Annotated in this window: 27 protein-coding genes and 1 tRNA gene; 11 read left to right on the forward strand and 17 right to left on the reverse strand. The window is 67.1% G+C overall.

Going from position 1 to position 26,873, the window contains the following annotated elements; all coding sequences use genetic code 11:
- Window positions 1–14: 14 nt before the first annotated feature.
- Both CFB18_RS00670 and CFB18_RS00675 read right to left on the reverse strand, forming a co-directional pair.
- Window positions 15–920, reverse strand: a complete 906-nt coding sequence (locus CFB18_RS00670) for a PIG-L deacetylase family protein (RefSeq protein WP_088569890.1) — start codon at window positions 918–920, stop codon at window positions 15–17.
- Window positions 917–1,708 (reverse strand): sugar phosphate isomerase/epimerase family protein, encoded by a 792-nt coding sequence (locus CFB18_RS00675; RefSeq protein WP_088569891.1) that lies wholly within the window; start codon window positions 1,706–1,708, stop codon window positions 917–919. Before CFB18_RS00675 ends, CFB18_RS00670 begins: the two co-directional genes overlap by 4 nt.
- A gap of 305 nt (window positions 1,709–2,013) precedes the next feature.
- On the opposite strand from CFB18_RS00675, the gene CFB18_RS00680 reads away from it, so the two are divergent.
- Both CFB18_RS00680 and CFB18_RS00685 read left to right on the forward strand, forming a co-directional pair.
- Window positions 2,014–2,994: a S1 RNA-binding domain-containing protein gene (locus CFB18_RS00680; RefSeq protein ID WP_088569892.1), complete on the forward strand. Its 981-nt coding sequence runs from the start codon at window positions 2,014–2,016 to the stop codon at window positions 2,992–2,994.
- Window positions 2,995–3,095: 101 nt separating this feature from the next.
- Window positions 3,096–3,941 carry a ParB N-terminal domain-containing protein gene (locus CFB18_RS00685; RefSeq protein ID WP_088569893.1) on the forward strand — a complete coding sequence of 282 codons (846 nt, stop codon included), beginning with the start codon at window positions 3,096–3,098 and terminating at the stop codon, window positions 3,939–3,941.
- On the opposite strand, the gene CFB18_RS00690 is transcribed toward CFB18_RS00685, so the two are convergent.
- From CFB18_RS00690 to CFB18_RS00700, 3 genes are read right to left on the reverse strand one after another with little or no spacing between them, the layout of a single operon-like run.
- Window positions 3,908–4,894: an RluA family pseudouridine synthase gene (locus tag CFB18_RS00690; protein ID WP_088570183.1), complete on the reverse strand. Its 987-nt coding sequence runs from the start codon at window positions 4,892–4,894 to the stop codon at window positions 3,908–3,910. The two genes, CFB18_RS00685 and CFB18_RS00690, sit on opposite strands and share 34 nt — an antisense overlap.
- Window positions 4,895–4,905: 11 nt before the next feature.
- Window positions 4,906–6,123, reverse strand: a complete 1,218-nt coding sequence (locus tag CFB18_RS00695; RefSeq protein WP_200808004.1) for a magnesium chelatase ATPase subunit I — start codon at window positions 6,121–6,123, stop codon at window positions 4,906–4,908.
- Window positions 6,093–7,103 carry a TIGR03617 family F420-dependent LLM class oxidoreductase gene (locus CFB18_RS00700; RefSeq protein WP_088569894.1) on the reverse strand — a complete coding sequence of 337 codons (1,011 nt, stop codon included), beginning with the start codon at window positions 7,101–7,103 and terminating at the stop codon, window positions 6,093–6,095. The genes CFB18_RS00695 and CFB18_RS00700 overlap by 31 nt, the downstream gene beginning before the upstream one ends.
- Window positions 7,104–7,212: 109 nt before the next feature.
- On the opposite strand from CFB18_RS00700, the gene CFB18_RS00705 reads away from it, so the two are divergent.
- Window positions 7,213–8,190 (forward strand): phosphatase PAP2 family protein, encoded by a 978-nt coding sequence (locus CFB18_RS00705; RefSeq protein ID WP_088569895.1) that lies wholly within the window; start codon window positions 7,213–7,215, stop codon window positions 8,188–8,190.
- A 152-nt stretch (window positions 8,191–8,342) separates the two neighbouring features.
- On the opposite strand, the gene CFB18_RS00710 is transcribed toward CFB18_RS00705, so the two are convergent.
- Window positions 8,343–9,380 (reverse strand): sensor histidine kinase, encoded by a 1,038-nt coding sequence (locus CFB18_RS00710; protein WP_088569896.1) that lies wholly within the window; start codon window positions 9,378–9,380, stop codon window positions 8,343–8,345.
- A complete protein-coding gene (locus CFB18_RS00715) occupies window positions 9,377–10,051 on the reverse strand; it encodes a response regulator (RefSeq protein WP_088569897.1) in 675 nt (224 codons plus the stop codon). The genes CFB18_RS00710 and CFB18_RS00715 overlap by 4 nt, the downstream gene beginning before the upstream one ends.
- A gap of 148 nt (window positions 10,052–10,199) precedes the next feature.
- Here CFB18_RS00715 and CFB18_RS00720 point away from each other — a divergent pair, with 148 nt between their 5' ends.
- Together CFB18_RS00720 and CFB18_RS14815 are read left to right on the forward strand one after the other, a co-directional pair.
- Window positions 10,200–10,958 carry a YhfC family glutamic-type intramembrane protease gene (locus CFB18_RS00720; RefSeq protein ID WP_159461499.1) on the forward strand — a complete coding sequence of 253 codons (759 nt, stop codon included), beginning with the start codon at window positions 10,200–10,202 and terminating at the stop codon, window positions 10,956–10,958.
- Window positions 10,959–10,982: 24 nt separating this feature from the next.
- The gene (locus CFB18_RS14815) at window positions 10,983–11,312 is read left to right on the forward strand and encodes a PDDEXK-like family protein (RefSeq protein ID WP_143597454.1); all 330 of its coding nucleotides are present in this window, start codon (window positions 10,983–10,985) and stop codon (window positions 11,310–11,312) included.
- A gap of 264 nt (window positions 11,313–11,576) precedes the next feature.
- Here the strand turns inward: CFB18_RS14815 and CFB18_RS00725 are convergent, their stop codons facing one another.
- From CFB18_RS00725 to CFB18_RS00745, 5 genes are read right to left on the reverse strand one after another with little or no spacing between them, the layout of a single operon-like run.
- The gene (locus tag CFB18_RS00725; RefSeq protein ID WP_159461500.1) at window positions 11,577–12,896 is read right to left on the reverse strand and encodes a (Fe-S)-binding protein; all 1,320 of its coding nucleotides are present in this window, start codon (window positions 12,894–12,896) and stop codon (window positions 11,577–11,579) included.
- Window positions 12,897–12,951: 55 nt separating this feature from the next.
- Window positions 12,952–13,569 (reverse strand): hypothetical protein, encoded by a 618-nt coding sequence (locus tag CFB18_RS00730; protein ID WP_088569900.1) that lies wholly within the window; start codon window positions 13,567–13,569, stop codon window positions 12,952–12,954.
- On the reverse strand, window positions 13,566–13,802 hold the full coding sequence (locus CFB18_RS00735) for a sulfurtransferase TusA family protein (RefSeq protein WP_088569901.1): 237 nt from the start codon (window positions 13,800–13,802) through the stop codon (window positions 13,566–13,568). The genes CFB18_RS00730 and CFB18_RS00735 overlap by 4 nt, the downstream gene beginning before the upstream one ends.
- Window positions 13,803–13,826: 24 nt before the next feature.
- Window positions 13,827–14,345 (reverse strand): DsrE/DsrF/DrsH-like family protein, encoded by a 519-nt coding sequence (locus tag CFB18_RS00740; protein WP_088569902.1) that lies wholly within the window; start codon window positions 14,343–14,345, stop codon window positions 13,827–13,829.
- A gap of 12 nt (window positions 14,346–14,357) precedes the next feature.
- The gene (locus CFB18_RS00745) at window positions 14,358–14,684 is read right to left on the reverse strand and encodes an ArsR/SmtB family transcription factor (RefSeq protein ID WP_088569903.1); all 327 of its coding nucleotides are present in this window, start codon (window positions 14,682–14,684) and stop codon (window positions 14,358–14,360) included.
- Window positions 14,685–15,057: 373 nt separating this feature from the next.
- Between CFB18_RS00745 and CFB18_RS00750 the strand changes: the two genes are divergently transcribed.
- From CFB18_RS00750 to ndk, 5 genes are all read left to right on the forward strand, one after another.
- Window positions 15,058–16,125 (forward strand): BMP family lipoprotein, encoded by a 1,068-nt coding sequence (locus CFB18_RS00750; RefSeq protein ID WP_088569904.1) that lies wholly within the window; start codon window positions 15,058–15,060, stop codon window positions 16,123–16,125.
- Window positions 16,126–16,242: 117 nt separating this feature from the next.
- Window positions 16,243–16,336 (forward strand) — tRNA-Sec (locus CFB18_RS00755).
- Between the two features lie 99 nt (window positions 16,337–16,435).
- Window positions 16,436–17,404 carry a quinone oxidoreductase family protein gene (locus CFB18_RS00760; RefSeq protein WP_088569905.1) on the forward strand — a complete coding sequence of 323 codons (969 nt, stop codon included), beginning with the start codon at window positions 16,436–16,438 and terminating at the stop codon, window positions 17,402–17,404.
- Window positions 17,405–17,437: 33 nt separating this feature from the next.
- Complete coding sequence (locus CFB18_RS00765; RefSeq protein WP_088569906.1) at window positions 17,438–19,678, forward strand: glycoside hydrolase family 36 protein; 2,241 nt, start codon at window positions 17,438–17,440, stop codon at window positions 19,676–19,678.
- Between the two features lie 50 nt (window positions 19,679–19,728).
- Complete coding sequence (gene ndk / locus CFB18_RS00770; RefSeq protein WP_088569907.1) at window positions 19,729–20,181, forward strand: nucleoside-diphosphate kinase; 453 nt, start codon at window positions 19,729–19,731, stop codon at window positions 20,179–20,181.
- Between the two features lies 1 nt (window position 20,182).
- On the opposite strand, the gene fabD is transcribed toward ndk, so the two are convergent.
- The 3 genes from fabD to CFB18_RS00785 are packed head-to-tail and all read right to left on the reverse strand — an operon-like array spanning window position 20,183 to window position 24,475.
- On the reverse strand, window positions 20,183–21,130 hold the full coding sequence (fabD, locus tag CFB18_RS00775) for an ACP S-malonyltransferase (protein ID WP_088569908.1): 948 nt from the start codon (window positions 21,128–21,130) through the stop codon (window positions 20,183–20,185).
- A gap of 17 nt (window positions 21,131–21,147) precedes the next feature.
- Window positions 21,148–22,389, reverse strand: a complete 1,242-nt coding sequence (locus CFB18_RS00780; RefSeq protein WP_088569909.1) for a hypothetical protein — start codon at window positions 22,387–22,389, stop codon at window positions 21,148–21,150.
- Between the two features lie 37 nt (window positions 22,390–22,426).
- Window positions 22,427–24,475, reverse strand: coding sequence for a glycoside hydrolase family 2 TIM barrel-domain containing protein (locus CFB18_RS00785; protein WP_088569910.1), 2,049 nt, complete (start codon window positions 24,473–24,475; stop codon window positions 22,427–22,429).
- 146 nt (window positions 24,476–24,621) lie between these two features.
- Here CFB18_RS00785 and CFB18_RS00790 point away from each other — a divergent pair, with 146 nt between their 5' ends.
- Window positions 24,622–25,869, forward strand: coding sequence for an oligosaccharide flippase family protein (locus tag CFB18_RS00790; protein WP_088569911.1), 1,248 nt, complete (start codon window positions 24,622–24,624; stop codon window positions 25,867–25,869).
- A 5-nt stretch (window positions 25,870–25,874) separates the two neighbouring features.
- Here CFB18_RS00790 and CFB18_RS15730 read toward each other — a convergent pair whose 3' ends face one another.
- On the reverse strand, window positions 25,875–26,111 hold the full coding sequence (locus CFB18_RS15730; RefSeq protein ID WP_234976985.1) for a DUF3105 domain-containing protein: 237 nt from the start codon (window positions 26,109–26,111) through the stop codon (window positions 25,875–25,877).
- A gap of 11 nt (window positions 26,112–26,122) precedes the next feature.
- Window positions 26,123–26,464 (reverse strand): hypothetical protein, encoded by a 342-nt coding sequence (locus CFB18_RS15735; RefSeq protein ID WP_234976986.1) that lies wholly within the window; start codon window positions 26,462–26,464, stop codon window positions 26,123–26,125.
- Window positions 26,465–26,873 lie beyond the last annotated feature (409 nt).

Consider the following 26,873-nt stretch of genomic DNA (forward strand, 5'->3'; position numbering starts at 1 on the left):
GCCGCCCCCCGTGTTCATCGGGGGCGCGATCGCGTGAACAAGGCTGGGGAAGATGACGCCTGCTCCGGGAACAGCTCTCGCTCAATCGGCTCCCCCGGTCGGAAAGGGGGGATGGCCCGATGGAAGGTTTCAAACCCCCACAGGCGACGCCGGAGGAACCGGGGAAGGCGGAAGGACCGCATCCATCCCCCGCCCTGGCTGCGGTGGCAGGCCATGGCCTGCTCCTTGCGATCCAGCACCGCGCGGATGTCGATCCGCGTGGTCACCGGGAGGGCCGCCCGGAGGGCGGCCTCTAAATCGATGTCCCGGTTGCGCCCGAAGCGTTGCGGATCATAACCCAGGAGCCGCAGGAGGGTAAGCAGCAACCGAAGCGGGCCCAGGTGGAAGGTGGTGTAATACAGGCGGGCCGGGCGATGCGGTCGAAGTCCACGCGCGAAGTGCTCCGGGAAAGCCGTCGGATCGCCCGCCCGATGGAATGCCTCCACCATCGCCCGATGCATGTGGATATGGTCCGGGTGCCCATAGCCGCCGTAAGGATCGAAGGTCACCACCACATCCGGGCGGAGCTCCCGGATGAGGGCAACCAGTCGGCCGACGACCTCCTCCAGGGGGGCGCGGATGAAGGCCTGCGGGTGCTCCGCATCAGGAGATCCGGGCATGCCGGAATCCCGGTAGCCGAGCAGGTGCAGGCCCTGGAGGCCCAGGATCCGGGCGGCGCAGCGCAGCTCCTCCTCCCGCAGCGCGCCCAGGTCCTCCACCGGGCCGATGCGGGGGTCCGGGGTGCCTGCCTCCCCTCGGGTAGCGCAGATCAAATGCACCGCATACCCCCGGGACGCGTAAAGGGCCAGCGTCCCTGCCGGCCCGAAGGACTCATCGTCGGGATGGGCGAAAGCCGCCAGAAGAGTCCCGCGCGCGATCATCCCAGCGACGTCACCCGCTGCAGGATCCGTTGAAGGAGCGGCAGGCTCTCCCGGATCTCCGCTAGGCCGGGCATCTCCAGGATCAGCATCGGGCGGTTCAGACAGCGGGCCAGCCGGCTGAGCACCGGCTCCACCGGGATGACCCCCTGGGTCAGCGGAAGGTGCCGGTCCTGGGATCCGCTGGTGTTGTGAAGGTGAGCGTAGATCAGCACCGGCTCCAGCACGTTGATCCAGGCCTGGATCGGCACCCGCGAATAGAGATAAGCGTGGCCGATGTCCAGGCAGGCTCCGACGCCGAAATGGTTCACCTGCTGGATGACTTCGACTTGCAGGAAGGGATCGGGCTCCCACATGTTCTCCAGCGCGATGCGGATGCCGGCCTCCTGGGCCTCGAAGGCCAGCTCGGTCCAGAAGGCAACCTGCCGCTCCAGCCAGCGCGGACGGTAAGAAGGCTCGTCCACCAACGGGTTGTAGTTGAGGTGGAAGTTCACCAGCCAGGCCCCCAGCTCCGCGGCGATGGCCAGGGAGTGGCGGTAGCGCTCCATCGTGACGGCGGCGATGCGGGGGTCCACGCTGCCGCTGAAGAGATCCACGAAGGGGCCGTGGAGGGAGATCGGTCCGGTGAACCCGCTCAGGGCCTGGCGGTAACGCCGGAGCAGGTCCCTCCACTCGCCATCCAGGACCTCCGGGAGGGCGAACTCCTGGAGCTCCAGGCCCAGGCCATGCGCTTCCGCAAACTCCCGCAGGGCCGGAAGATCCGTCAGCCTGCCGCAGCTGATCCCGATCATCGGGCCGCTCGATCGACCGGATCTCTCCTCACCATTGTATCATCAGCCCGCCGGCCGGGCCGAGGCAGAGCGCCCCCCGGGGCGATGGTCCCTGCAATGGATTGCATGGGCCTGGGAACAGGGGGTGAACAGGACGAAAGCATCTTCCCCCGAGGTTCCGGAGGGGTGGGTCCCAATTTTGTCCGGCTCGGCCGCATGGACCCATCCTTCCGGAGCGCGAGTTTGCACAGGAGGGGGCTTCGACGTAGAATTGTGAAAGCAAGAACTGATTCCGGCTCATCCTGGTAAGGAGGGAGCGAGCGGCCATGGAGACGAGCCCTGTGATCGTGGAGCAGCAGGAGGAGACCGAAGGCTCCGTCCGAGTTCCCCTTCGATCTCTGCGTCCGAAAATGCAAGTGGAAGGCCTCGTCACCGCTGTAACCCCCGCCGGCGCTTTCGTCGATATCGGCTCCGAGATCCCTGGCTTTATCCATATCTCCCAGCTGGCCCCTCAACCGATTTTACGGGTTTCCGATGTGTTGAAGCCCGGAGATCGGGTGATCGCCTGGGTGAAGCAGGTGAACCGGAAGAAAGGCCTGCTCAGCTTGACGTTGATCCGCCCGGCGTCTTACGGCTGGGGGCAACTCCGGCCCGGGCGGGAGTTCACCGGGCGGGTCACCCGGGTGGAACCCGATGGGTTGTTCGTGGACATCGACGCGCCGGTGGAGGGCTTCGTCCCCGCCTCCCAGATCCGAAAGGAGGGGCGGGTGGATCCGACCGGGCTGTTCCATCCCGGCGATGAGGTCCGGGTGTGGGTGGTGAGCGCCAGCCGTCGCGAGCGCCGCCTGCGCCTGACGATGATCCCGCCGCCCTCGGTGAGGTGGGAGGACCTGAAAGTGGGGGAGCTGATCCGGGGGAAGGTGACCCGGGTGGAGAAGTTCGGGGCCTTCGTGGACATCGGCGCGGAGCGGGATGCCCTGATCCACATCAGCGAGTTCGGGGTCCGCAACCTGAAAGACCCCGCGGAGGTCCTTCAGGAGGGCCAGGAGATCGAGGCCCGCATCATCCTGGTGGATCCGGAGAAGAAGCAGATCCGGCTGAGCTTGCGCGGGCTGCTCCCGGTGAAGGAGGTGGAGCCGGGGGTGCCGGTGCGCAAGACGGTGCCCTCCCGCCCGGCTCCGCCGCCCGAACCCGTAGAGGGAGAGGAGGAGCTCACCGTGATGGCTTACGCCCTGAAGCGGGCGCTGGAGGAGGCCCGGGCTCGCGGACGCCCCGTCCCGCCGCTGGAGTCGATGTCCACAAATTAACCGGGCGTCGGGGAGACCTCAGGGGGTTGGGGGATGGGCGGAACCGTCCTGCCCCAACCTCCTTTTCGTTCGAGAGCGTTCCATAGTTGAAAAAAAGGAAGATGGGAGCCCTGCATGGGGCCGAGCGGATGCCGGTGTTGCGGTTCGTGTCGGTGGCCGATCTGATCCCCCACGAACAGGCGGATCAGGTGCGGACCGAGCCGCTGGTCCAGCGCCTCCGCACGGAGGGCGTTCTGAAGAACCCTCCGGTGGTGGCCCCCATCCCGGGCGAGCCCCGCTACGTGGTGCTGGACGGCGCCAACCGGGTAGAGGCCGCCCGTCGCCTGGGGCTCCCCCATCTGGTGGTCCAGGTCGTGGATTACGAGGATCCCCGCCTCGTGGTGGAGGCGTGGACCCATGTGGTAAGCGGAGAGGATCCTAAGGCGTTCTTCGATGCGGTCCGGGGGATCGGAGGGATCACGCTGGAGCCCTCGGAGCGTCTGCACGCCCGCGCGGAGCTGGCCCGCCGCCAGGCCCTGGCCTATCTCAGCTGCCCGCGCGGGGAGATCTATCTGGTGCGGGCGGAGGGGGATCTCTACCGCCGGACAGCGCTGCTTAACCTCCTGGTGGACGCCTATAAATCCCGCTTTCGGTTCTATCGGACTGCCACGGATCAGCTGGAGCAGATCCTGCCTTACTATGATCAGGTGATCGCCGTGGTGGTCTTCCCTCGTTACGAGCCGGCCGAGATCATCGAGCTGGCCCGCAACGGGGCCCGGCTCCCCGCCGGCATCACCCGCCACATCATCCCCTACCGGGCCCTGCGCGTGTTCATCCCCCTCGAGATCATGGCCGCCCCCCTCTCGCTGGAGGAGAAGAACGCGTGGCTGGCCGACTGGTTCCGGCGCAAGCTGGCCGCGCGGGAGATCCGGGTTTACGAGGAGAGCGTGGTGGTTTTCGATGAGTGAGCGGGAAGGGCACTCCTCCCTCCCGACTCCTCTGCGGAAGCCTGAGCGTTCTCCAGGAGCTCCAGGACCCCGGTCAGATCCGCAGGCAGGGGAGCTTCGAAGGTCACCGGCTCCGGCCGGGAGGGGAGGCGCACCGTGATGGAGCGGGCGTGCAGGAACAGGCGCGGGCAGGGGAGGGCGGTCCGCCGCCCGTAGACCGGATCCCCTACCACCGGGTAGCCTACATAGGCCAGGTGCACGCGGATCTGATGGGTCCGCCCGGTCTCCGGATAGACCTCCAGGAGGGCGTAGCGCCCCCAGCGCCCCTCGTAGGTTCGGACCACTCGATAGCGGGTGCGGGCCGGCCGCCCGGTGGGGACCACGGCCATGCGCTGGCGGTGGCGGGGATCGCGGGCGATGGGCGCCTCGATGAGCCCCTCCGGGGGCGGATGCCCGATCACCAGGGCGTCGTAAACTTTCCGCACGGTGCGGGCTTTGAACTGCGCCTGCAGGAAGCGATAGGCCGGCTCATGCTTGGCGATGAGCAGCACCCCGGAGGTCTCCTTGTCCAGGCGGTGCACCAGGCCCGGCCGCAGCACCCCTCCGACCCCCTTCAGATCCGGACAATGAGCCAGGACGGCGTGGATCAGGGTGCCGGAGGCATGCCCTGCCCCGGGATGCACGACCATCCCGGCCGGTTTGTGGATCACTAGGACGTCGGCATCCTCATAGAGGATGTCCAGCGGGATGGGCTCCGGGGTGAGATCCATCGGCTCCGGGGGCGGGATGTGCACGATGATCCGATCGCCAGGGCGGACGCGGTGGGCGGGCCGCTGGATGGGCGTCCCGTTCACCTGCACATGGCCGGCCTCGATCAGGCGCTGGGCCGCCGAGCGGGAGAGCTCCGGACAGCGCGCGGCGATGACCCGATCGAGGCGATCGGCGGTTTCGACGACGAACGTCTCGATCCGCATGGCGTCCACGCTCATGCTCGACGGCGCCGTCGGGGCGGGCGCGCGCGATCCTGGATCACCGCCCGGATCTCTTCGTCTTCCTTTTCCTGCTGGGCGATGAAGGCGGCGATGAAAGCGCTGCGACGTTGGCGGAGGGCCATCGGCGCCACCGCCTGCAGGTCCTCCCGGGTGACCGTTTCCCGGCCGTCGGCGGCGGCGTAGGCCCGGGCGGCCTCCAACAAGGCGACCTCCGCGCGACTGGATTCGATGCCCAGCCGGTGGATCCAGCCCATGGCTTCCTGCTCCAGCTCTGGCGGGATGGCCACCCGGGGCAGTCGCTGGCGGGCTTCCGCGATCTCCGCCGCGGCCGCCGCGGTCTCCTGAGCCCACTGGGCCACCAGGGCGTAGGGATTCGTCCGGAACAGGCGCACCCGGCGATACACCTCCAGCCGCTCCCGCGGGTCCGTCAAGCCACGGACCACCACTCGCAGTCCGAAGCGATCGTGGATCTGAGGGCGCAACGGCCCCTCCTCCGGGTTCATCGAGGCGATGAGGATCAGGCGGGCGCGGTAGGTGGCCGCCAGGGGTCCCCGTCGGACCGTGTATCGGCCCAGGGCGGCGGCATCCAGGATGGCGTTGGCGATCTCCGGATCCAGAAGGTTCACCTCGTCCACGTAGAGCACGTTCTGATCCGCCTGGGCCAGGAGGCCGCGCCGGATCCGCACCTTCCCCTCCATCGCCGCCTGTTCATCCAGCCCCCCGATCACGTCCTCCAGGCGGGCATTCAGAGGGAGCTCGACCAGCCGCATGCGATCCGGCGCGGTGATGGGCTCTCCTAAGCCCAGCTTGCGGGCGCAATCCTTGCAGATCATATGAAAGCCCAGGGTATAGGCGGCCTCCGGCTCGCAGCCGTAAGGGCAGAGGGAGCGCTCCACCGGCGGGAGGAGATCCAGCAAGCCCCGCACCGCCGTGGTCTTCCCGGTGCCCCGGGCGCCCATCAGCAGCACCCCTCCGATGGCCGGGTTGATCAGGGCCAGGACCAGCGCCAGCTTCATCTCGGTCTGGCCGACGATAGCCAGGAAGGGAAAGCGGACGGTCTCTTCCACCGGCCGGTCGACAGGCGGGCGCGCCCGCAGCACCCGGGCCGCCGGGCTTCGCTCCTCCAGCAGCCGAAGCAGCAGGGAGGTGCGAGGAGAGACGTCCGCAGAGATCTCCGGGCTTACCGTCGCCCGCTCAGGATCCTCTCCCATAGCGCCCGATCCTGCAGCCGGAAGGGTTGATACAGGATCACCCGATCCAGCAGGCCTTCGTAAGTGGCTTTCAGGCGTTCCCAGACCCCTTCGGGCGGGGCGGTCAGGGCGAACGCCTCCAGGACCTCATCGGGGACCTGCGCCGGCATCTCCTCCCAGCGCCCTCGAGCGGCCAGGGCGGAGAGTTGCTCCCCGATGGCTTCCCAGCCGTGGAGGGCCCAGACCCGGCGGTAGGAGGGCGTGGAGCCGTAGAAGGCGACCTGGGCGCGGACGAGCTCCCGGGCTTGCTGCATCTCCGCCTCATCCCGGCCGGTGATGACGAAGACGCTGCCCACCCGGAGGATCTCTTCGGGCCGCCGGCCGGCTTTGCGTGCGCCGGCCTCAATGGCCGGGATCAGGACCTCCCGGAGGTAGCGAGGGGTATGGAAGGGATGGACGAAGAAGCCGTCGCCCACCTCGCCGGCCAGGCGGGCCAGCGGCGGGTTCACCCCCGCCAGGAGGATGGGGATCCGCGGATCCGGGATGGGGCCGGGGTTGAAGAAAGGGGACATCAGGGTGAGCTTGAAGAAGCGGCCCCGGTAGTTCAACCGTTCCCCGTTCTGCCAGCACGCCCACACTGCCCGGATCGCCTCCACGGTCTCCCGAAGCTTGGGGACAGGGGGATCCCAGGTCATCCCGAAGCGGCGCTCGATGTGTGCTTTCACTTGGGTGCCCAGCCCGAGGAAGATCCGGCCGGGCGCCATGGCCGCCAGATCCCAGGCTGTATAGGCAATGACCGTCGGGCTGCGGGCGAAGGCGATGGCCACGCCAGTCCCCAGATGGATGCGCCGGGTGTGTTCCGCGGCCAAGGCCAGCGGCAGGAACGGATCGTGGCGGGTCTCATGGGTCCAGATCCCGTCGAAGCCCATGGCCTCCGCAGCGCGAGCCAGGTCCGGGACCTCCGTCAGCCGGTCGTAGTGGAGCGCGGCGTCCAAATGCATGGGATCGCCTCTCGGTGGGATCGTCTGTCTGCCATTGAGAGATACCACACGAATCGTTCGCAGAATACCATTATAATCCGGCTCAACCGGTTCCCTGAGGGGGAGGAGCGTGCGGTCGTATCTGGCTTGGTATCTGGTGGCGGGTTACCTGGGGGCGTCATGGGCGGCCGCCCTGGGGGTCCTCCTTCTCCGCCGGGGCCGAGGCCGCGCCTCGTGGGAACTCCAGGGCGTAGGGGTTCTCCTCCTGCTAACCAGCGGGATCGGCTTCTTCGCCGGCGTTCCGGAGATCTGGACGCCAGGGCCGGCGGGCACGGAGTTGGCGGCGATGAGCGGGCTGGCCATGCTGGGGGCATGGGGAACCTTCCGGGCGCTGCAGGCCCTGACCGGCTCCCGACGCGCCTCCGGTGGGGGGATCTCTGATCCGGATCCTTCACGGGGCGAGGGGCCGGAGCCGGGGGCTGAGGGGAGGAGTGCTGGGCTTCGGCCGCTTCGGTGGGGCGGGCTCCTTGCGCTGTTGCTGATCCTCTGGCGCTGGGATGTGCCGCTCTTCTTCGCGTTGAACGCCTATGCCGGCCGGGTTCCCTGGTTGGACGGGCTGGCCCGCTTGCTGATCAACGACTATGCGGTGCCCACGGCTCTGGCCATGCTGGCCTGGTGGATGTGGTGGAGTGGCGATCCGGTGCAGCAGGCGGCCGTTCTGCGGGCCGTCCTCGCCGTTCCCCTCAGCGGCGCCCTCTTAGAGGCGATGAACGCGGTGTATTTCCGTCCTCGCCCCTTCACGGACCATGAGGTGCATCTGCTTTTCTATCATCCCTCGGATTCCTCGTTCCCCAGCAATGCGGCGATGGTGGCCTGGGCCATCGCAGTCTCCTTGAAGACGGGGAATCGTCGGGTCGGGTGGGTGGCGATGGGGCTGGCGGCCGGGATCAGCCTGGCCCGGGTTTATGGCGGGGTGCATTATCCTCTGGATGTGGTCGCGGGGGCGCTGCTGGGGGCCGGGCTCAGCGGAGCCCTCTTCCGCTCCCGGATGTTCCGCACCGCAAGCCTCCGGCTCGCCCGCCGGATCGGAGGGCGCTTTCGCTTGTAGCGCCTCGGGCCTCTTTGCGCCCCCCCCTTTTCGGTCGGCGCAGGCCGACCGTTGGGCGGAGCCTCTGGAGGCCGAATTCATTCGGCATGCAGGCTGACCGTCGGCCGGAGGCCTCAGCGGGTCGAATCCATTCGACTCGTAAGGTGCGCCCCTCACGGGTTCGGGAGGAACACGGCCACCCGCGTCCCCCGGCCGGGGGTGCTGGTGATGGAGAGCTGCCCGCCCAGCATTTCCACCCACTGGCGGATGGAGGTCAAGCCGATGGTCTTGCGCTGAGGCGCCTGGGCCATGGCCTCCTCCACGTCGAACCCCACCCCGTTGTCCTCCACCTCCAGGCGCACCCCCTGCGGGGTGAAGGCCAGCCGCACCGTGGCCTGGGAGGCCTGGGCATGCAGGCGAACGTTGGTGAGCAGCTCCTGGACGATCCGGAAGAGCGCGGCCTCCTGATGGGCTGCCAGCCGACGCTCCTCGCCGCTGATCTGGAGCTGGAGGGAGAACTTCACTTTCTCTTTCAGGGTCTCCACATAGCGTCGCACGGTGGGGACCACCCCCAGATCGTCAAGGCTCATGGGGCGGATATCGAAGAGGAACTCCCGCATCCGCTGGAAGGTCTCGGCGACGGTGTTCTTCAAAGCGGCCAGCTCGGCCCGGGCGCGCTCCGGATCCCGCTGGAAGAGCCGCTCGCAGATCTCGGCCTGCAACACCAGGTTGGTCAGGGCCTGGGCAGGGCCATCGTGCAGCTGGCGGACCAGACGCTGGCGCTCCTGCTCCTGGGCCTCGAAGAGCCGCACGATCAGGGTCGGCTCCACGCTCGGGCGGGCGGAGGCGCTCTCCGCTTCCAGCGCGGCGAGGGTTGAGAGGATGCGGTCGAGAGCCTCCACATACCGACGGAGGTGGGCTTCCAGGCTCTGGAACTTCTCCAGCTGGCCCCGCATCAGCCACAGACGCTTTTGAATGTCCATGGCGGACTGGTAGCTTTCAATGATCTCCTCAGGCGGGGTGCTCCCCGCGCGGCTTTCCATCTGCTTGATCTGATTCGTCAGCTGGAGGCTGCGCTGGGCCAGCCGCTCCACGTCCGCGGAAGTCTGTCGGATGAGCGCCTGCACCTCTGCGAGCTGCCGTCGCGCGGCTTCCTGCTCCTCGCGGCAGTAGGCCAGCAGATCCTGGAGCGGGGATGTCGGCTCGCTCACGATTTCTCCTCCGGAGAGATGGGCTCTTCAGGCAGGCGGACCCATCCGCGGCGCACGGCCAGGATGGCGGCCTGGGTGCGATCGCTCAGATCCAGTTTACGCAAAATGGACGTCATGTGGTTCTTCACCGTCTGCTGGCTGATCCCCAGCCGCTCGGCGATGGCCTTGTTGCTGTAGCCCAGGGCGACATATTGCAGGATCTCCCGCTCCCGAGGGGAGAGGCTGAGGTCCTCTTCCGCCTCCGCTTCGCCGATGATCTGTCGAACCTCGGGGGCGGTCAGCACCCGGGATCCCAGGACGTAGCGGCCGGAGAGCACGTGACGGATGTTCTGAAGGAGTTGCTCAGGAGGGGTGTCTTTGGAGCAATACCCGTTGGCGCCGATGCGAACGGCATATCGCATTTGCTCCTCGCTGTCATAGGCGGTGAGGACCAGGATGGCGCCTTCGAATCGATGGGCACGGGCCTGCCGGATCACGTCCAGGCCGTTCCGGATCGGGAGATGCACGTCCATCAGCACCAGGTGAGGGGCCAGACGCAAGATCATCTCCAGAGCGGCCTGGCCGTCCGCCGCTTCCCCGACCACCTGAAAGCCCGGTTCCAGGGCCAGGGTGTCCCGGACGCCTTTGCGGAACAGGGGATGATCGTCCACAATCAGGACCCGATACGACATCGCCGCGCCTCCTTTCCAGCGGCTCCGCGGCGTCTCCCCCTCCGGGTTGACGAAGCGGATCGCCCGCTTCCGGGGAGTTTGCCCTCATCGGGTTCAAAATATTTTTAAAGTAAAACCGTAGATTTGACAAACCGGGATGCGAGGGATCATGGGAGATGTCCTGCGGATGCTGGGATGGCTGGTCATGGCCTTCGGAGGACCGGCCCTGGCCCTCTGGGCAAAAGGGCGCTGGGGCCGACCGGCGGCCTGGCTGGGGGTGGGGGCGTTGACCTTCTTGGGGGCCCAGGCGGTGCGACTGCCACTTTTGGCCGGGCTGACCGCCCTTTTCCGGCAGAGCGTGCTTCCGCCACCCCGGGATCCTTTCGTGTTCAACGTGGTCGTCCTCAGCCTGTCCGCAGGCCTGTTCGAGGAGACCGCCCGCTGGTGGGGGATGCGCTGGGCCCAACGCCGTCAGGCCCGACATGGACAGATCCTGGGGCCGGCCGATGCGGTGGTGTTGGGATTGGCCCATGGCGGGACGGAAGCGTTGGCTCTCGGTCTGGTCGGGTGGGCGACCCTGATGGGGATGCTCCTGATGCGAGAGGGCTTGATCCCCATCCCTCTGGGGATGGAGGCGACCGTCGCCGCCTACTGGGCCACGCCGCCCGGCTGGGTATGGGTGGGGGTCCTGGAGCGCGGGATGGCTATCCTGCTGCACGTCGGGCTCGCTTTCGTGATCTGGGATGGCGTCCGTCGAGCGCGCCGGGCGGGTTGGGCGGCAGCCGTCCTCCTCCACGCGCTGGTGAACGGGACGGGGGTCGCCGCCATGTCCTACTGGGGGATCGGGGCCGCTGAGGGCCTGATCGCCCTCTGGGTGGGCATCATCATGGGAGGAGTCATCCTGCGATTGCACAAAGTGGATTCGTAATAACTTAACAAATTGGAGGCAAAAATGCCCAAAATTAAATCTAAATCATGGGGACAGTATGCGATTCATCGGTTCGGTGAGTATCTGGTTACCGCCGAGCTTTGTCGTCGTGGATTCAGTGCTACACCGTTTGCCGGAAATCTTCCGCATATAGACATTATGGCGATGGACGAAGACGGATCTTTTATCCCTGTTCAAGTTAAAACAATAAAACAAAATTCTTCCTGGCAATTCGATGTTCGGAATTTTGTTGATGTCCAATTTGATGGGAATCGTCAGATCTTAAAATCGCCAAAAGATCCACCATATCCTAATTTAATTTGTGTTCTGGTTCGACGTGGCGAGGTTTACTGAGAAGATATGTTTTTTATATTAACTTGGGAAGAACTGAGAGATATAATATACATGAAATACAGCGATGATGTTGCCAGGAGGCTTGGTGGAATCAGGCCACGCACTCCCCAATCAACTCATTATGCAATATATCCGATAGATTTGGTTGAATATAAAGATAGGTGGGAGCTCTTTGAGAAGATCAGGACGGGTTTGCATCGTGAATAGCCGGGGCATTAGCCGGGCGGAGGGATCTGGGGCCTCCGCCCGGCATGTGTCTGCCGATTATGAAACGGAGACTTGAGCCGGAGTGGGGATCGGGGCGGGCCGTGTGGGGGAACCCCGGCGGGCGGCCAGGTAGGCGTGGACCACGAGGTCCATCAGCCCGCTGACCCGGACGCCCAGCTGATAGTAATCGTTCAGATCCCCGAGCTGCAGGCGGCAGTTGTCGCACGAGGCGACGACGATGCGGGCCCCGGTTTCCCGGATCTGCTCGACCTTGCGGCGCCCGGCCCGCATGCGCTTCTCATACCATTCCGGAACGGCGACCAGACCCGCCCCGCCGCCGCAGCAGAAGTTCTCCGCCCGGTTCGGGTTCATCTCCCGGAAGTCCTGAACCACCGCCCGCAGGATCCGCCGTGGCTCCTCCAGGAGCCCTCCGTTGCGGCCCAGGTTGCAGGAGTCGTGGTAGGTGACCGGCTCCGGGTTCGCCGAGGGGTCCAGGGGCAGGCGGCCCTGCTCGATCCACTCCGCGGCGACCTCGATGATGCTGCGCACGCGGAAGGGGAAGTCCTCGAACCAGTTCGGGGCTTCCCAGCGCAGGACTGTGTAAGCGTGCCCGCACTCTGCCAGGACGATCTCCTTCACCTTCAGGCGTCGGGCCTCCTCCACGATCCGCCGGGCGATGGCCTTCGCCCGCTGCAGGTCGGCCAGGAAGTAGCCGTAATTGGCCGCCTCGAACATGCTCAAGGTCCAGTCAGCCCCCACCGCGTGGAAGAGGATGGCCGCGGGCAGGATGGTGTGGGCGCCGGAGAGGGCCACGTAGAGGATCTCCGCTCCCTCCTTCTCCACCGGGATGCGAGCGGCGGGGTCCCCAGTCTGCTCTTGAAGCTCCCGCTCCAGCTCCCGGATCTGGTCGATGTAGAATTCCCGGAAGAGTTCCAGGTTCTCCTCCCGGGCGATGGCGGCGTCGGCCAGCTGCACCAGCATCTCGGGGGCTTTCCCGGCGGCGGTCAGCATCGCCCGGGCGGACCGCATGATCAGGGCGGTGTCCACCCCCATCGGGCAGTTCATCGTGCATCGACGGCAGAGGGTGCAGGAGCCGAAGGCGAGCTCCGCCAGCTCATCCAGGTCTGCCTCGGTGAGGTCTTTCGCCCCCACCCACCAGGGGAAGAGACGGCCGATGGGATCATGATGGCGCCGGTAAAACCGGCGGACCGCCTCCGCCTTGGCGGCAGGGGTATTGCGGAAGTCCGGCTCGGCGGCGAACACGTGACAGGATTCCGCACAGATCCCACACCGCGCGCAGACCTCCAGGGCCGCCAGCAACCGCCGGTCCAGGGATTTCTCAAAAGCGGCCATTGCCTGCTGCACGAGCTCGCTCATCTGGTTCCTCCCATCGATGGGAAAGAGGTGGTTTCGCATCGGATCTCCCCGCCTCCTAACCCAGCACGGCCCGTCGGCCGTAGAACCGCCCGAAGAAGAAGCGCGAGAAGAAGAAATACAGGCAGTGCCGGATCTTTGTGAGCGGGATCGCGACCAGGGTCAGGGCGGAGAGTCCGTAGAAGAAGGGGAGCGCCCGCGGATCGGCCCAGAAGGCCGTCCCCGCGGCCTGCCATGCCGTCACCAGGACCACCGCCGCATAGTCGTCGGGATGGCTCAGGGCCCGGAGCCGTTCATCGAGGATCCGCATCAGGACGCCGATCAACCCTCCCAGGGTGCCCATCAGGGTGAGCCCCAGGCCCACATGGGCCAGCGTCGAGGGGAGGGCATGACGCCATGGGCTGACGATCAGGGAGGCGAAGGTGGCGAAGATACCGATGTGGAAGAGCACTCCCCGCACATAGGGGAGGAAGTGGCGGCGGGTGCTCTCCTTCGCCCACGGCATCATGCCCCAGGTGAACGCGTAGAGAACGCCCCGCCACGCGGCGCCGCGCGGGGGCGCCCGATCCGGACGGGAGGGATGGGCCAGCAGCCGCCGGAGTCGCCATCCCAGGCCCACCCCGCACAGGGCCAGGGCGATGAGGACGATCCCGCCCCACAGCGCTGCCGTGCTCATTTCAACCTCCGCACCACAAAGCGGATCACCTTGTCCTGCTTCTCAATCGTGACCAGCTCGTTACCGGTGCTCCGGCACCACGCCGGGATGTCGGCCATGACCCCCGGATCGGTGGCGTAGGCCTCGATGAGGCCGCCGACGGGGACGTTCTTGATCGCCTGGTTGATCTTGACCACCGGCATGGGGCACAGCAGCCCTTTGAGATCCAGGGTGAGATCCGGCTTGAGCTCCATCGGGCACCTCCTTGGCAGATCGGATCAGATGAACAGGGTGATCTTCGAGCGGGACGCTTCCTCCAGGAAGGTGGCCACGCCCACCACGTCCTGGACCTCATCGATGAGATCCTCGCGTCGGATCTCCATGACCTCCATGCTCATCTGGCAGGCCAGCATGCGGACGCCCAGCTCCGCCGCGAGGCGACGCAGCTCGGGCAGCGGGGTCACGTTGTGGGCCTTCATCATCTTCTTGAACATCCAGCGGCCCAGGCCGCCGAAGTTCATCTTGCTGGGGCCGACCCCCTGGATGTCCCGGAGGAAGACGCCGAGCATGCGCCCGAAGAGGCTGCGCCCGGTGGGGCTGGGCTTCTTGATGGCCTGCAGCCCCCAGAAGGTGAAGAACATCGTCACGTTCATGCCGGAGGCCGCAGCGCCGGTGGCGATGATGAAGGCTGCCATCAGGCGATCCATATCGCCACTGAAAACCACCATCGAGAGGCGGTTCTGGACAGCGCGCTCTGCCTCCGCGGCCGGAACTTCCGCGATCTGCTCCAGAGCCATCGGGGCCTCCTTTCAGGACTGAGCGATGTGCTGGTAGAGGTGGATGCGATCCAGCATGACCGCCCGCATCAGATCCAGGGCTTGGATCACCCGGTGATCCGCCAGGGCGTATTCCACGACGCCGCCCCGGCGGGTGGCGATCACCAGCCCCTTCGAGGCCAGGACCCGGAGATGGCGGGCGACAGTGGACTGGGGAAGCCCCAGGGTCCGGGCTAAGGCCGTGCCCGTTTGCGGGCCTTCCGCCAGCTCGTAAAGGATTAGGATCCGGGTGGGATCCGCCAGGCCCGCGCAGATCTCCGCGTGAAGCTGATAAATCTCCTGCCGGGTCGGCCGCTGCATCCCCCACTCCTCTCCGGTTATCCGGTTAACAGGATAACCGGAGATCCCGCTCCGGGGTTGTGTCTTCTGTCACAACCTTTAGTGCGGAAAATCACAAGCTTGGGGACTTTGGGATCATATGGGCGATCGAAAAGGGGCGAAGCGTTCGGAGAGGGGATGGAGAGATGGCTTCGCTGTCGGGCGACGGCGTCCGGCGACTCGCTCACGCCCGGTGGATCCCGGCCCCGCCTTTCGGGCCGGAGGCCATTCCTGAGGCCGAAAGGCCAAGGTATGGGATGCGGAGCGGGGCCTTGTCGGACCGGGAGAGGCCCGTTATAATCCGGGGTGTGCCCTGGCCGTTCGTCCCGAAAGTCACGGAGGAGAGGAGGTCACAATGCCGAAACGGATCCGAATCTGGGCCCTGACCGCCCTGGTTTTCACCCTGCTGCTGGCGGCGTGTGCTCAACCCGCGACGCCTGCCCCCACCCAGCCTGCCGCGCCTACCCAGGCCGCGGAGCCTGCGAAGAAGCCCTTCCGGGTGGGCCTGGTGACCGATGTGGGCAAGATCGACGACAAGTCCTTCAACCAGGGCACCTGGGAGGGTGTGCAGAAGGCGGTCAAGGAGCTGGGCGTGGAGGCCAAATACATCGAGACCCAGGATCCCAACGATTACATGAAGAACATCGCCCAGTTCGCGGACGCCGGCTATGACGTCATCGTCACCGTGGGCTTCGCCCTCGGGGAGGCCACCCGCGAGGCGGCTCAGAAGTATCCCAACGTTAAGTTCATCGGCGTCGATCAGTTCCAGGAGAGCACCATCCCCAACGTCGCTGGGCTGATCTTTGAGGAGGACAAGGCGGGCTTCATGGCCGGCGCCCTGGCTGCCCTGATGAGCAAGACCGGCAAGATCGGCGCCGTCCTGGGCACCGACGCCGTCCCGCCGGTGTGGCGATTCGGCGAGGGCTACCGCGCCGGCGCCAAATACGTCCGCCCCGACGTCGAGGTCCTGGTGGTCTACCACAACGACGTGGGGCTGGATAAGACCTTCACCGACCCCGAGTGGGGCAAGTCCACCGCCCTCTCCCTGGTGGACAAGGGCGTGGATGTGATCTTCGGGGCGGGCGGCAAGACGGGCAACGGGGCCCTCATCGCCTGCGCGGAGACCAAGAAGTGCCTGGCCATCGGCGTGGACGTTGATCAGTATTACACGGTGCCGGAGGCCCGCAGCGTCCTGCTCACCAGCGCCATGAAGGACCTCACCGAGGGGACCTTCAACCTGATCAAGGCCGCCTATGAGGGGAAGTGGCAGGGCGGCAACGTGATCGGCCCAGTGCGCCTGGCGCCCTTCCACGACCTGGAGAGCCAGGTCCCCCAGGAGGTCCGCCAGAAGCTGGCGGAGATCGAGAAGGGGCTGCAGGACGGCACGATCAAGACCAACGTGCCGCCGGCCAAGCCGCAATAAGCCGTCGCCGTTCATCGGTATTCCGGCCCAGGGCACCGATCGGGGCAGGAGAACCCTGCCCCGATCTTGTTTCGCCCCTCTCTCTATGGAAGCGGAAAATCGCTATAATCCCTCTCTGGGGGCGGTTGGCCTCTGGTGAGGCCCCCGGTCTTCAAAACCGGTGTCGGGCCGCGGCGCGGCCCGGGGTGGGTTCGATTCCCATCCGCTCCCGTGGCCGGTGTGCTCAAAGGCCGTTCGGAGCGTGCTTTCCCCGGCGGGCCTGCAAAGGCGCCCACCGAGGCGGTTCATCCTCACGCGGAGGCAGGAGACGATGCGCGCGGTTCGGATCCATCAGTTCGGCGGCCCCGAAGTCCTTCAGGTGGATGAGATCCCTATCCCCACCCCCGGCCCCGGCCAGGTCCTGGTCCGCCTCCGAGCCATCGGGGTGAACTTCATCGACACTTATCATCGGACCGGCCTTTACCGGATCTCGCTCCCCTTCATCCCCGGGCAGGAGGGGGCGGGCGAGGTGGTCGCCGTCGGCCCTGGGGTGACGGAGTTCCGGGAAGGAGATCGGGTGGCATATGCCGGGGTCTCCGGCTCCTACGCGGAATACAATGTGGTGCCCGCGGATCGTCTGGTGAAGCTACCCCCCGCCATCGATTTCCCGCAAGCGGCGGCGGTCCTCCTCCAGGGCATCACTGCGCAGTATCTCAGCGTCAGCACGTATCCCCTGAAGCCCGGCGAGACCTGTCTCATCCACGCGGCCGCTGGGGGCGTCGGGACGCTGCTGGTGCAGATGGCGAAGCGCCGGGGCGCCCGGGTGATCGCCACGGTCTCCTCCCCTGCCAAGGCCGAGGTCGTCCGCGACCTGGGGGCGGACGCGGTGATCCTCTACACCGAGCAGGACTTTGAAGCGGAGGTCAAGCGCCTCACCGACGGCCGCGGCGTCGATGTGGTCTACGACTCCGTGGGGAAGGACACCTTCGAGAAGAGCCTGAACTGCCTGCGTCCCCGCGGCTACATGGTGCTCTTCGGTCAATCCAGCGGGCCGGTTCCTCCCATCGATCCTCAGATCCTGAACCAGAAAGGCTCCCTGTTCCTCACCCGCCCCTCGATGTGGCACTACCTGCTGACCCGCGAGGAGCTGCTCTGGCGGGCCGGGGAGGTGCTCCATCTGGTGGCCACCGGCCAACTGAAGGTCTTCATCGACTCCACCTTCCCGCTGGAGCAGGCGGCGGAGGCCCACCGCCGCTTGGCCTCCCGCCAGACGGTGGGGAAGATCCTGCTGATCCCATAATCTGAATCCCCGTCCCCGGAGGCCTATTCGTTGATGTTCACCTTCCTGGACCCCTCCGGCCTGCGGTGGACCGCGGGGATCGCCCTCGAGGCGGTCGACGGTCAGACCTGGCCGTCGACCGCCTGGCGTCTGGTGGAGGAACAGCGCTTCCCCTTCTCCGATCTCCACGGATCCGGCGAGGAGCTCCGACAGGTCTTCCAGGCGCCCGGTTGGGAGGCGATCCGTCTCTTGCGCCGCTACAGGGCGGCGACGGCTGTCCGACTGCTCCTGCGCCGGCGCGCGGCTTCCTCCATCGCCCTGCGCCGGGCGGCGGTGCTGACCGGGCCGGTGGCGGCTCCTCTGCCGCTTTCCCGCTGGCGATTCTACCGGAATGGGTTTCACTCATGGAGCTTCGCCGGAACCACCCCGGTGGAAGGCCGGGACGCCGGGACCCTTTTCGGGCCCCTGGGCGCCCCTATGACCTTCGATGTGGCGACCCCTCCCGGACCCCCGGGTGTGCGACGCAGCGATCTGGTCGCCGCCCTGATCGTGGGGGAGCGGGCGCTGATCGTCGGCCAGATCACCACGGCGGATCAGTTCGTCAAGATCGAGCTGGACACGCGCGGGATGCCCCAGCTGCACGTGTATGCGGAGCTGGATGGGATCTCTGTCGCCCCGGAGGAGGAGATCCCCTCCGAGTGGGTCTGGGTAGAGATCCGTGAGGTATCCGATCCCGATCCGTTCGGGGACTATGCGGAGGCGGTCGCCCGAGCGATGCAGCCCCGGATCCCGCCGCACGCTCCTTCCGGCTGGTGCTCCTGGTATTTCTACTACACGCGCGTGCGCGATGCCGATATCCGTTCGAACCTGCAGGCGCTGGCGGCATGGCGGGAAGTCCTCCCTGTGGAGCTGATCCAGATCGACGATGGCTTCCAGACGGCGGTGGGGGAATGGACCCGGTTCAGTCCTCGTTTCCCCGAGGGGGTGGCCCCGCTGGCCCAGGAGATCCGGGAGGCAGGCTTCACGCCGGGCCTGTGGCTCGCGCCCTTCCTGGCATGGCCAGAGGCGGGGGTCGTCCGGATGCATCCCGACTGGCTGTTGCGGGATGCGCGGGGCCGTCCGGTCTCCGCCGGCTTCAACTGGTATCGCTGGCTCCGGGCCCTGGATCCCACTCATCCCGGCGTGGAGGAATGGCTTCGGGATCTGATCCGCACGGTGGTCCATCGCTGGGGCTTCCCTTACCTGAAGCTCGATTTCCTTTATGCGGCAGCGCTCCCCGGTCGCCGTTATGATCCGAAGGCCACCCGGGCGCAGGCCCTCCGCCGGGGGCTCCGGGCCATCCGCGAGGCGGCCGGGGAGTCCGCTTTCTTGCTCGGATGTGGCTGTCCCTTAGGCCCCGCCATCGGCCTGGTGGACGGCATGCGAATCGGCCCGGATGTGGCGCCCCACTGGGAGCCCCGCATGTTCGGCCTGCGCCGTCCCTTTCGGGCCGAGCGCAGCCTTCCGGCGGCGCGGAACGCCATCCGGAACACCCTCACCCGCTCCTGGATGCATCGCCGATGGTGGTGGAACGATCCCGACTGTCTGCTGCTGCGCGTCCATGCCACCTCCCTCACGGAGGATGAGGTCCGCCTGATGCTCACCGCCGTTGCCTTGAGCGGGGGGATGGTCCTGGTCAGCGACCCGGTGGCGGAGCTTCCGGAGGAGCGGCGAGCGCTCTGGGCGGCGTTGCTTCCCCCCACGGGGGAGCGGCCCGAGGTGCGGGATCTTTTCGAACGGGAGTTCCCCCGGGTGATGCGCCGGGCGGGAACCCTTTGCGGCGCTCCGGCGGTGTGGGTGGGTCTCCTGAATCCGGAGGATCGGCCCTGGCGGGCGGCGCTGCCTTTGAGCGACCTCGGCCTGCCGGAGTCGGCCTGGGGCTTTGAGCGCTGGTCCGGCCGGGCCCAGCGGCTGAGGGGGAACCTCCCGGTGGACCTGCCGCCGCATGGAGCGGCCCTCTGGCTTCTGCGGCCGATCCGACCCGGTCCGCAGTGGGTGGGCTCCACCCTTCGAATCCCGCCGGGTGCGGAGGTCGTGGAGGGGGAGGAGGAAGCCTCCTGGGGGCGCTGGGTGCTCCGCCGGGAAGCCCGCGCGCGAGGGTTCGTCTGGCTGGGGATCCCGGATGAGGGGGATGTGCCGGAGATCCGATGGAACGGGAGGCCGTGTCCAACCGAGCGGGCCGGGGAGGGCCTCTGGCGGGTCGAGCTGGCCTTTCAGGGAATCGGGGTGCTGGAGGCCTGTTGGACTTCGCCCTGATCAACGGTTTGCCAGACCACTTTCGAAACCCTGCGCAATGGAGGCGGTTCATGGAGCGGACGCTGGTGCTCATCAAGCCGGATGGGGTGCAGCGGGGGTTGATCGGGGAGATCATCTCCCGTCTGGAACGCCGCGGATTGAAGATCGTGGCGCTGAAGATGATGCGGATCACCCCTGAGCTGGCCGCGCGGCATTACGCGGTCCATCAGGGCAAGCCGTTCTATGAGGGGCTGATCCGTTACATCACCTCGGGGCCGGTGGTGGCGATGGTGGTGGAGGGGCCCCAGGCCATCGAGGTGGTGCGCAAGACGATGGGGGCCACCGACCCGGCGAAGGCGGAGCCGGGGACCATCCGGGCGGACTTCGGCCTCACCATCGGGCGCAATCTGGTCCACGGCTCCGACGGGCCGGAGACCGCCGCCTTTGAGATCGGGCTGTTCTTCCGCGAGGACGAGATCCTCTCCTATGAGCGGGCCATCGACCCCTGGGTCCTGGAGCGCTGATTCAACCGAGGGCCTGCAGGGCCTGCGTCAGCGTCTCCGGATCCTCCACCCGGAGGGTGCGCACATGCGGGGCGATGCGGCGGATCAGGCCGCTCAGCACATCCCGGGGGCCGAACTCGATGAAGATCTCCGCCCCTTGCTCCACCATATAGCGCACGCTCTCCGTCCAGCGGACGGGGGCGATGAGCTGGCGGGCCAGCTCCGCCCGCAGGGCGTCGGGATGGCCATCGAGGGGGCGGGCCTCCACGTTCCCGATCACCGGGACGCGGGGCGGCGAGAAGGGGATGGTCTCCAGCACCGACCGGAAGGGTTCCACGGCGGGGGCCATCAGGGGGGAGTGCGCCGCGATGCTGACGGCCAGGGGGATCACCCGACGGGCGCCCCGGGCCCGGGCGAGCTCGCCGGCCCGGGCGATGGCCCGCTGGCCCCCGGAGATCACCAGCTGCCCCGGGCAGTTGTCGTTGGCGACCACCACAGCCTCGCCGGTCTCGCGGTGGGCTTCCGCGCAGATCTCCTCCAGGGCCGCCCGTTCCAGGCCCAGCACCGCCGCCATCGCCCCCGGTTGCTGCTCGCCGGCCCATTTCATCCATCGTCCGCGCTCCTGCACCAGCCGCAAGGCGTCGGGGAACGCGAGGGCCCCGGCGGCCACCAGCGCCGAGAACTCCCCCAGGCTGTGGCCGGCCACCCAATCGGGGGGGAGCCCGCCCCGGGTTCGCCATGTCTCGTAAGCGGCGATGGAGACGGTGAGCAGCGCCGGCTGGGTGTAGAACGTGTCGTTTAGCTGCTCCTCCGGCCCCTCGAAGCAGAGCCGGGAGAGGGCGTATCCCAGCCGGCGATCGGCTTCCTCGAAGATCGCCCGGGCTTCGGGATAGCGCTCATACAGCGCCCGGCCCATCCCGACATACTGGGAGCCCTGGCCGGGGAAGACGAAGGCGAGCCGCGGAGGCATCCTCCATCCCTCCTCGCTTAGGAGTTCCCGCTCCTCGGGTTGGGGGTGAAGGTCTGAACGATGCGGTCGATGAGCTCCAGGAAGAAGCGTTGTCGGAAGCCGGCGATGAAGGCGATCAGATACATGAAAAGCGGATTGGCCGGCGCGGGGGTCCCCTGGATGGTGAAGAACCCCACGGTGATGATCATGAAGATGATCATCCCGATCATACTCCCCAGGATCGGCTGGACGAGATACCACATCACATACTGGCGATCGAAGTCCCGCCGGATGGCCACGTGCCAGTAAAGGCTGTAGAAGATCCCGCAGACCCCGCCCAGGCCGCCCCACATGATCGGCTCCCAGATCCCCTCATAGCCGGGAGGGACCACCCAGGCGCTGTAGCCCCGCCCGGCCGTGAGCGCATAGAGATACGCCCCCAGCCAGGCCAGCCCCCAGAGGAACACGAAGAGCCCGTAGGTGTATGACCAGCGCCAGAGCCGGCGGGCGATGGCGTATCGGGTCAGGGCGAGGCTGTAATAGTATTCTGCCTCATCGTAGCCGTCGGGCTTCAGGAGCGCCTCGCGGGCCTGTTTCAGCCAGCTGAGCGCTTGCTCCGCGGCGCCCGGGTCCGGGATCGCCCCGCCGGCGATGCGCCGGTAGAGCTCATCGATCCGTCCATGGAGCTGGCGAAGTTGGGCTTCGTCCACGGAACGAGGGCGGGGAGCGGAGAGCCGCTCAGGGGAGGGTGTGGGCACAGGTCCCATCGATGCCTCTCCTTCTTCAGAGGTCTCCATAGATGTCTCGAAAGCAGGCGCGATGGGGCCTACGGCCTCGGGCTCCAGCAGGCCCGGGATGCGCAGCGCCCGCATCGGCCCCTCCGGGTCGATCTGAATCCCCTCCGAAGCCGGAGGAGGGGCCTCCCAGCGCCAGGAGGGGGGAGCGGCCTCGGGAAGCGGCGAGGCCCTCACGGCCGCCGCCCGCGCTGCTTCCATCGCCAGGAAACGGAAGCCGTCTCCGTCTCGATCCCCTGCGGGGGTTGGGGAGGGAAGGCTTTCCTGGGGATCCCGCTCCCCGGACCCGGAGGCCCCGGCTTCCACGTCCGAGGCCGGCGGCGCTTCCGAGACCGGAGGGGCTGCGGAAGGTTCGGCGGGAGACTGCTGGACCGGCATCTCCGGCGGTGGGGATGACTCCACCGGCTCCACCCACTCAGCGAGGCCGGCGAACAGCGCCCGTCCTTTTCCGCGTAAAGAGATCTCCGGTCGCCCTCGTTTCCCCATCGCTTCCCTCGCTCCGGATCCGGAGGCAAGGATCCGTTCACCAGAACCCTTCTTCCTGCGGCCCGATGGGTTCCAGGTATTCCATCTCGACGACGTGGCGGGACCAGAGGTGCTCCCCCTCCCAGGCCTCCGCGATGACCGAATAGCGTCCGGGTGGCAGCTGCCGGAGGAGGGCGCTCGCTGTGTCCAGGGCCTCCCGCTGGTCCAGCGGGGCTTCGAAGAGCTCCATCACCTCGAACACCCGACGGACCTCGTGGGGCGCCAGGGTCACGGTCATCTCCCCCAGGGGGAAGGCCATCGGTCCCTCCAGGCGGAGGGAGACCCGCAGGGAAAGCGGCCGGTCCAGGTCCGAGATCACCCAGACCTCCCGCAGGGGCGGCTGGCCTACCCCCGCTCGCTCCACATACGGGACGATGGAGACCAGGACCGGGCTGGAGGCCTGCTGCAGGGCGAAATAGCCTTGCTTAGGGACGCGTTCCACATCCAGCACGGCCCAGGTGATCCCTTCCCACGGCTCGACGAACATAAAGTGAAAGTAGCCGGTGATCTGTCCTTTGGCCCGCCGATACGTGTGGATCGCAAATTCGATGAGGCGGGCCTGATAGCGCTGGCTGTTCTCCACGAAGGCCTCCAGGCGCTCCCCCATCTCCACCCCTGCCACGCGGAAGGTCTGCTCCGGCTGGAAGTTGTGATACACCCACGTCTCCCATTTCGGCGGCCAGGCGTCGGGGCCGAGGACCCGTCGGAGGAGCTCCGCCCGGGGCAGTGCCTGCGCCCCGAACTCCGAGGGCAGCGGCGCGCCGGGCAACGCCTGGAAGTCCCGCATGTGGCCCCAATACCATCCGGGATACGCGTGCTCCCGGAAATCCGAGGCCTCTTTCACCGGTCGGGTGGGATCCGCGGCCCGGATGGCCGCCGCCACCAAGGGCGCCAGGGTATACCGGTTGTGGGTGGGCTCGTTGTGGGCGCACCACAAAAAGATCGAGGGATGCGCCCCGAAGTGTGTCACCATCGCCTGGGCCTGGCGGACGGCCTCCTGGGCGAACGCCTCATCGTCGGCATAGCCCCACTGCAGGGCGAAGTCCTGCCAGACCAGGATCCCCTCCCGATCGCAGGCCTCGTAGAAAGCGGGATGGGTGAGATGGGCGTGTACCCGCACAGCGTTGAGGTTCGCGGCTCGCAGCAGGTGGACATCGCGTGCAGCGTCCTCAGAGGTGTAGGCGGCCAGCCACTGGGTGGGGATGATGTTGGTGCCCCGCAGGAACACCCGGCGGTCGTTCAGGAGCAGCCACGCGCCCTCCTGTCCGAGGGTTCGGAAGCCGATGGGCGCTGTCACCCGTTGATCCCCCAGAGCGGCCTCCAGCCGGTAGAGATGGGGAAAGCCCCGCTCCCAGATTTCCCAGCGTGGGAGTTCCGGGAGATCCCAGATGAGGGAGATCGTCTGCCGTCCGGCCTCCAGGTCCAGCATCCGTGTGGTCGTGAAGGAGGAGCCCTCGAAGTTCTCCGGCTGGAGGGTGAAGGTGAGCTCCGCACGGCCAGCGGCGAGGGCGTCCAGGGTAAGCTGGATCCGGAGGCGCCAGCCCTGGGGGCGGCGGAAGGTTTGATGGGTGAGATGGAGCAGCGCCACCGGCCCGGTCTCGAAGATCGTGATTCCCCCCCACAGCCCACCGGTTCCCCGCTCCTGCCCCCGGGCGGTGGCCCCGCCGGGGCGGCAGTCGTGCTGGCCGAAGATCCCCTTGATTTGCCGCTTCAGGCGGGGCCACACGGTGCCGTAAGGCTCCTTCGGGGCCGCCACGCGGAGCCAGAGGGTGTGAGGCTCCCGGGGGAGCTCCAGGAGCCAGGGCTCGAAGTATCCCTCGTGGGCGCCGAGGAACTGTTCATCCGCCCACGCGCGGCCGAAGTAATCCGCATACAGGCGGGCCCAGCGACGGGGACCTGTCGCCGCCAGCAGCTCCAGTCGATACCAGCCCACCTCCGCCTCGATGCCCTCCAGGGTCCACTGATGGGGAAGGGAGATCTCCCGCCAGCCCTCAGAGGGCAGCTCGGAGGGGATTTCCGCGGGATGCGAAAGGAAGTGTGCTCGCATTGAGGAAGAAGGCCTCCGGCTCAGGATGTGCGTGGATTGTTACTCAGTATACCGGGAGCTGCTCAAGAGGAACAATCGGGGACTGCCGGTCGACCGACTGCGAGGCTCGTGGTATCCTGGGGCCGATCTCTGAGGACATCCGGCAAATGAGTCTGCGAGCGCGCATCGAGTTAATGACATTGCGACGGATAGGCGGATATGCCCGATGGCGGGAGCGGCTGGCTGTTCAGTCCGCCCTCTGGGGGATGGCCCTCGGCTGGTCGCGGTTCCTGGGGTTCTTTCAGACCCTCCTGCTGGCGCATTGGCTGGGCCCAGCCGATTTCGGGCGGTTCAGCGCCCTTCAGAGCTGGTTGCGCTTCGGCCATGAGAGCGGCGAGTCCGGCCTCTCGATGCTCATCATTCGGGATCTGAGCCGCGGCGATGCCCCCCGGGTGAGGACGTATGTGATCCTGCGGGGGCTCTGGATCGCGGGCCTGTGGGGGCTGGCCGGGCTGGCGGCGTGGGGGGCGGTGGCGCCCCCGGCGATCCAGCAGGAACTGCCGGCACTGACCCCGCTGCTGTTCCTGATGCTGATCATCCCGCTGCAGGGCGCCCGCTTGGCGGCGGTTGGTCGGCTGGACCGCGCGGCCGCGGTGGTGTTCCTCACCCGCACGGTGGGGCTCACCGGCATGACCTTGGCGGCGCGATGGGGATGGACGGCGTTGTGGCTCGGCTTCGCGGGGGCGATGGCCCTGGACAGCTTGGGACTCTGGATGGCCGCTCGGCGGGTGGGGCCGCCGCTCTGGCCGGCCGCCGGGAGACGGTGGATGCCTGAGGCGCTCAAAGAGGGGCTCCAGATGCTGGCCTTCGGGATCCTGGGATCCCTCTACGCGCGGGCGGACAGCCTGTTGCTCCTGAGCCTGCGGGGGTCTGTGGAGGCGGGCTTTTACAGCTTGGCGTATCGCTTTTATGAGGCTGGTCTGTTGCTCAGCAACGCCCTCGCCGTGGCGCTGCTCCCCCGGCTGGCCCGGGAGGAGACCCCGGCCCATCGGGCCCGTCGCCTCCTCGGCGCCTACCTGGCGCTTCCGCTGAGCATGGCGATCGGGATGGCCCTTCTGGCAGAGCCGCTGATCCGGCTTCCCTTCGGCCCCCGCTATCTTCCGGCCGTCCCGATGTTGCGGTGGCTAGGGCTGTCCTGGATCCCGGCCTTCCTTTCCGGCCTGGGATCAACGGTCTGGATCAGCGCAGGGCGCTCGGGAAGGCTTCTGGTCGTCTTCGCCCTGGGAGCCGCCGTGAACTTGAGCCTGAACCTGATCCTGATCCCCCGCTGGGGCGGGGTGGGGGCGGCCATCGCCATGCTCGCTTCCACCACGGCCATGGCCCTCGCCTTCCTCCCCACCCTGAGGCCTCGCTGAGCCGCTTATCGCACCGGACGTTCCGGGCCGCGGCCGCGGAAGGCATCGACGAAGGCCGCAGTGGCCTCCGGATCCCAGGACTCCAAACGCAGCATGCGGGTCCAGGCGGTCAGGATCACCGCCCGCCCGAGCCCGGGCCGGGGGACGACCACGATCCCATCCCAAGGGCCGTTGAACATGCGCGCCCACGCCCGGAGCGTCTGGAGCGCCTCCGGCCCTGGATCGTCGTAGTAGATCACCACGAGGCCATGTTCTAAGGAGTGGACCAGGCGCTCGGGAGGCTGTTCCGTGGTGTAGAAACCAGGGGGACCGATTCCGGGCTGTGGGGGCCGGAGGTCGGAGGATCCGTCCGGTAGGGAGCCCGCTCGCCGGGTGCAAGGTGCACTCGGCCTTCCTCCGGGAAGATCTCCACCCGGCTCAGCGCGGGCTGGCCGCGTCGCGCGGCCTCCTGAAAGGCCGCATATGTGCGGCTCTGCGCCCCGATCCACCACAGCAGGCTGCCGGCAAGGAGAAGAAGAAAGGCGATCCCCAGCCCGCGGAACAACCACGGGCGGGGCACTGCGCGCCCCGGCTTCCGGGTTTTCTTCTTAGCCATCTGGGATCCCCCTCCGAGGACGCGTCTTGTCTTCCCCATTCTATCCCCTAAGGAGGAAACGGCGGACCACATCAGGCTTTCCGGTTTTTTCGTCACGGGTCGATCCAGGGGCTTCCGCTTCGATCGGCTCCGGTGCGTGTATTAGGCGGCTGCTCACAGTGGCCTCACACGTCCCGGGGCCGGAGGCTACCCCACCCGGAAAACCGGAAAGCCCCAGGGGACATCGGAGAAGCGGAACGCCGGAGGTCTCGCCTCCGTAGCCCGAGACTCCCGCGCGGATCCCCTAATCAAGTTGTGCAAAAAATAAATCACACCGCATCAGGCGGTTATAAATTATAAACCAGTGTATGAAAACGGTAGGACCGTATCCGAATAAGGATGATGTGCGGTATAGTGAATGAGAGAAGAA

This window comes from Thermoflexus hugenholtzii JAD2 (assembly GCF_900187885.1).
In the GTDB taxonomy this organism is placed as follows: domain Bacteria; phylum Chloroflexota; class Anaerolineae; order Thermoflexales; family Thermoflexaceae; genus Thermoflexus; species Thermoflexus hugenholtzii.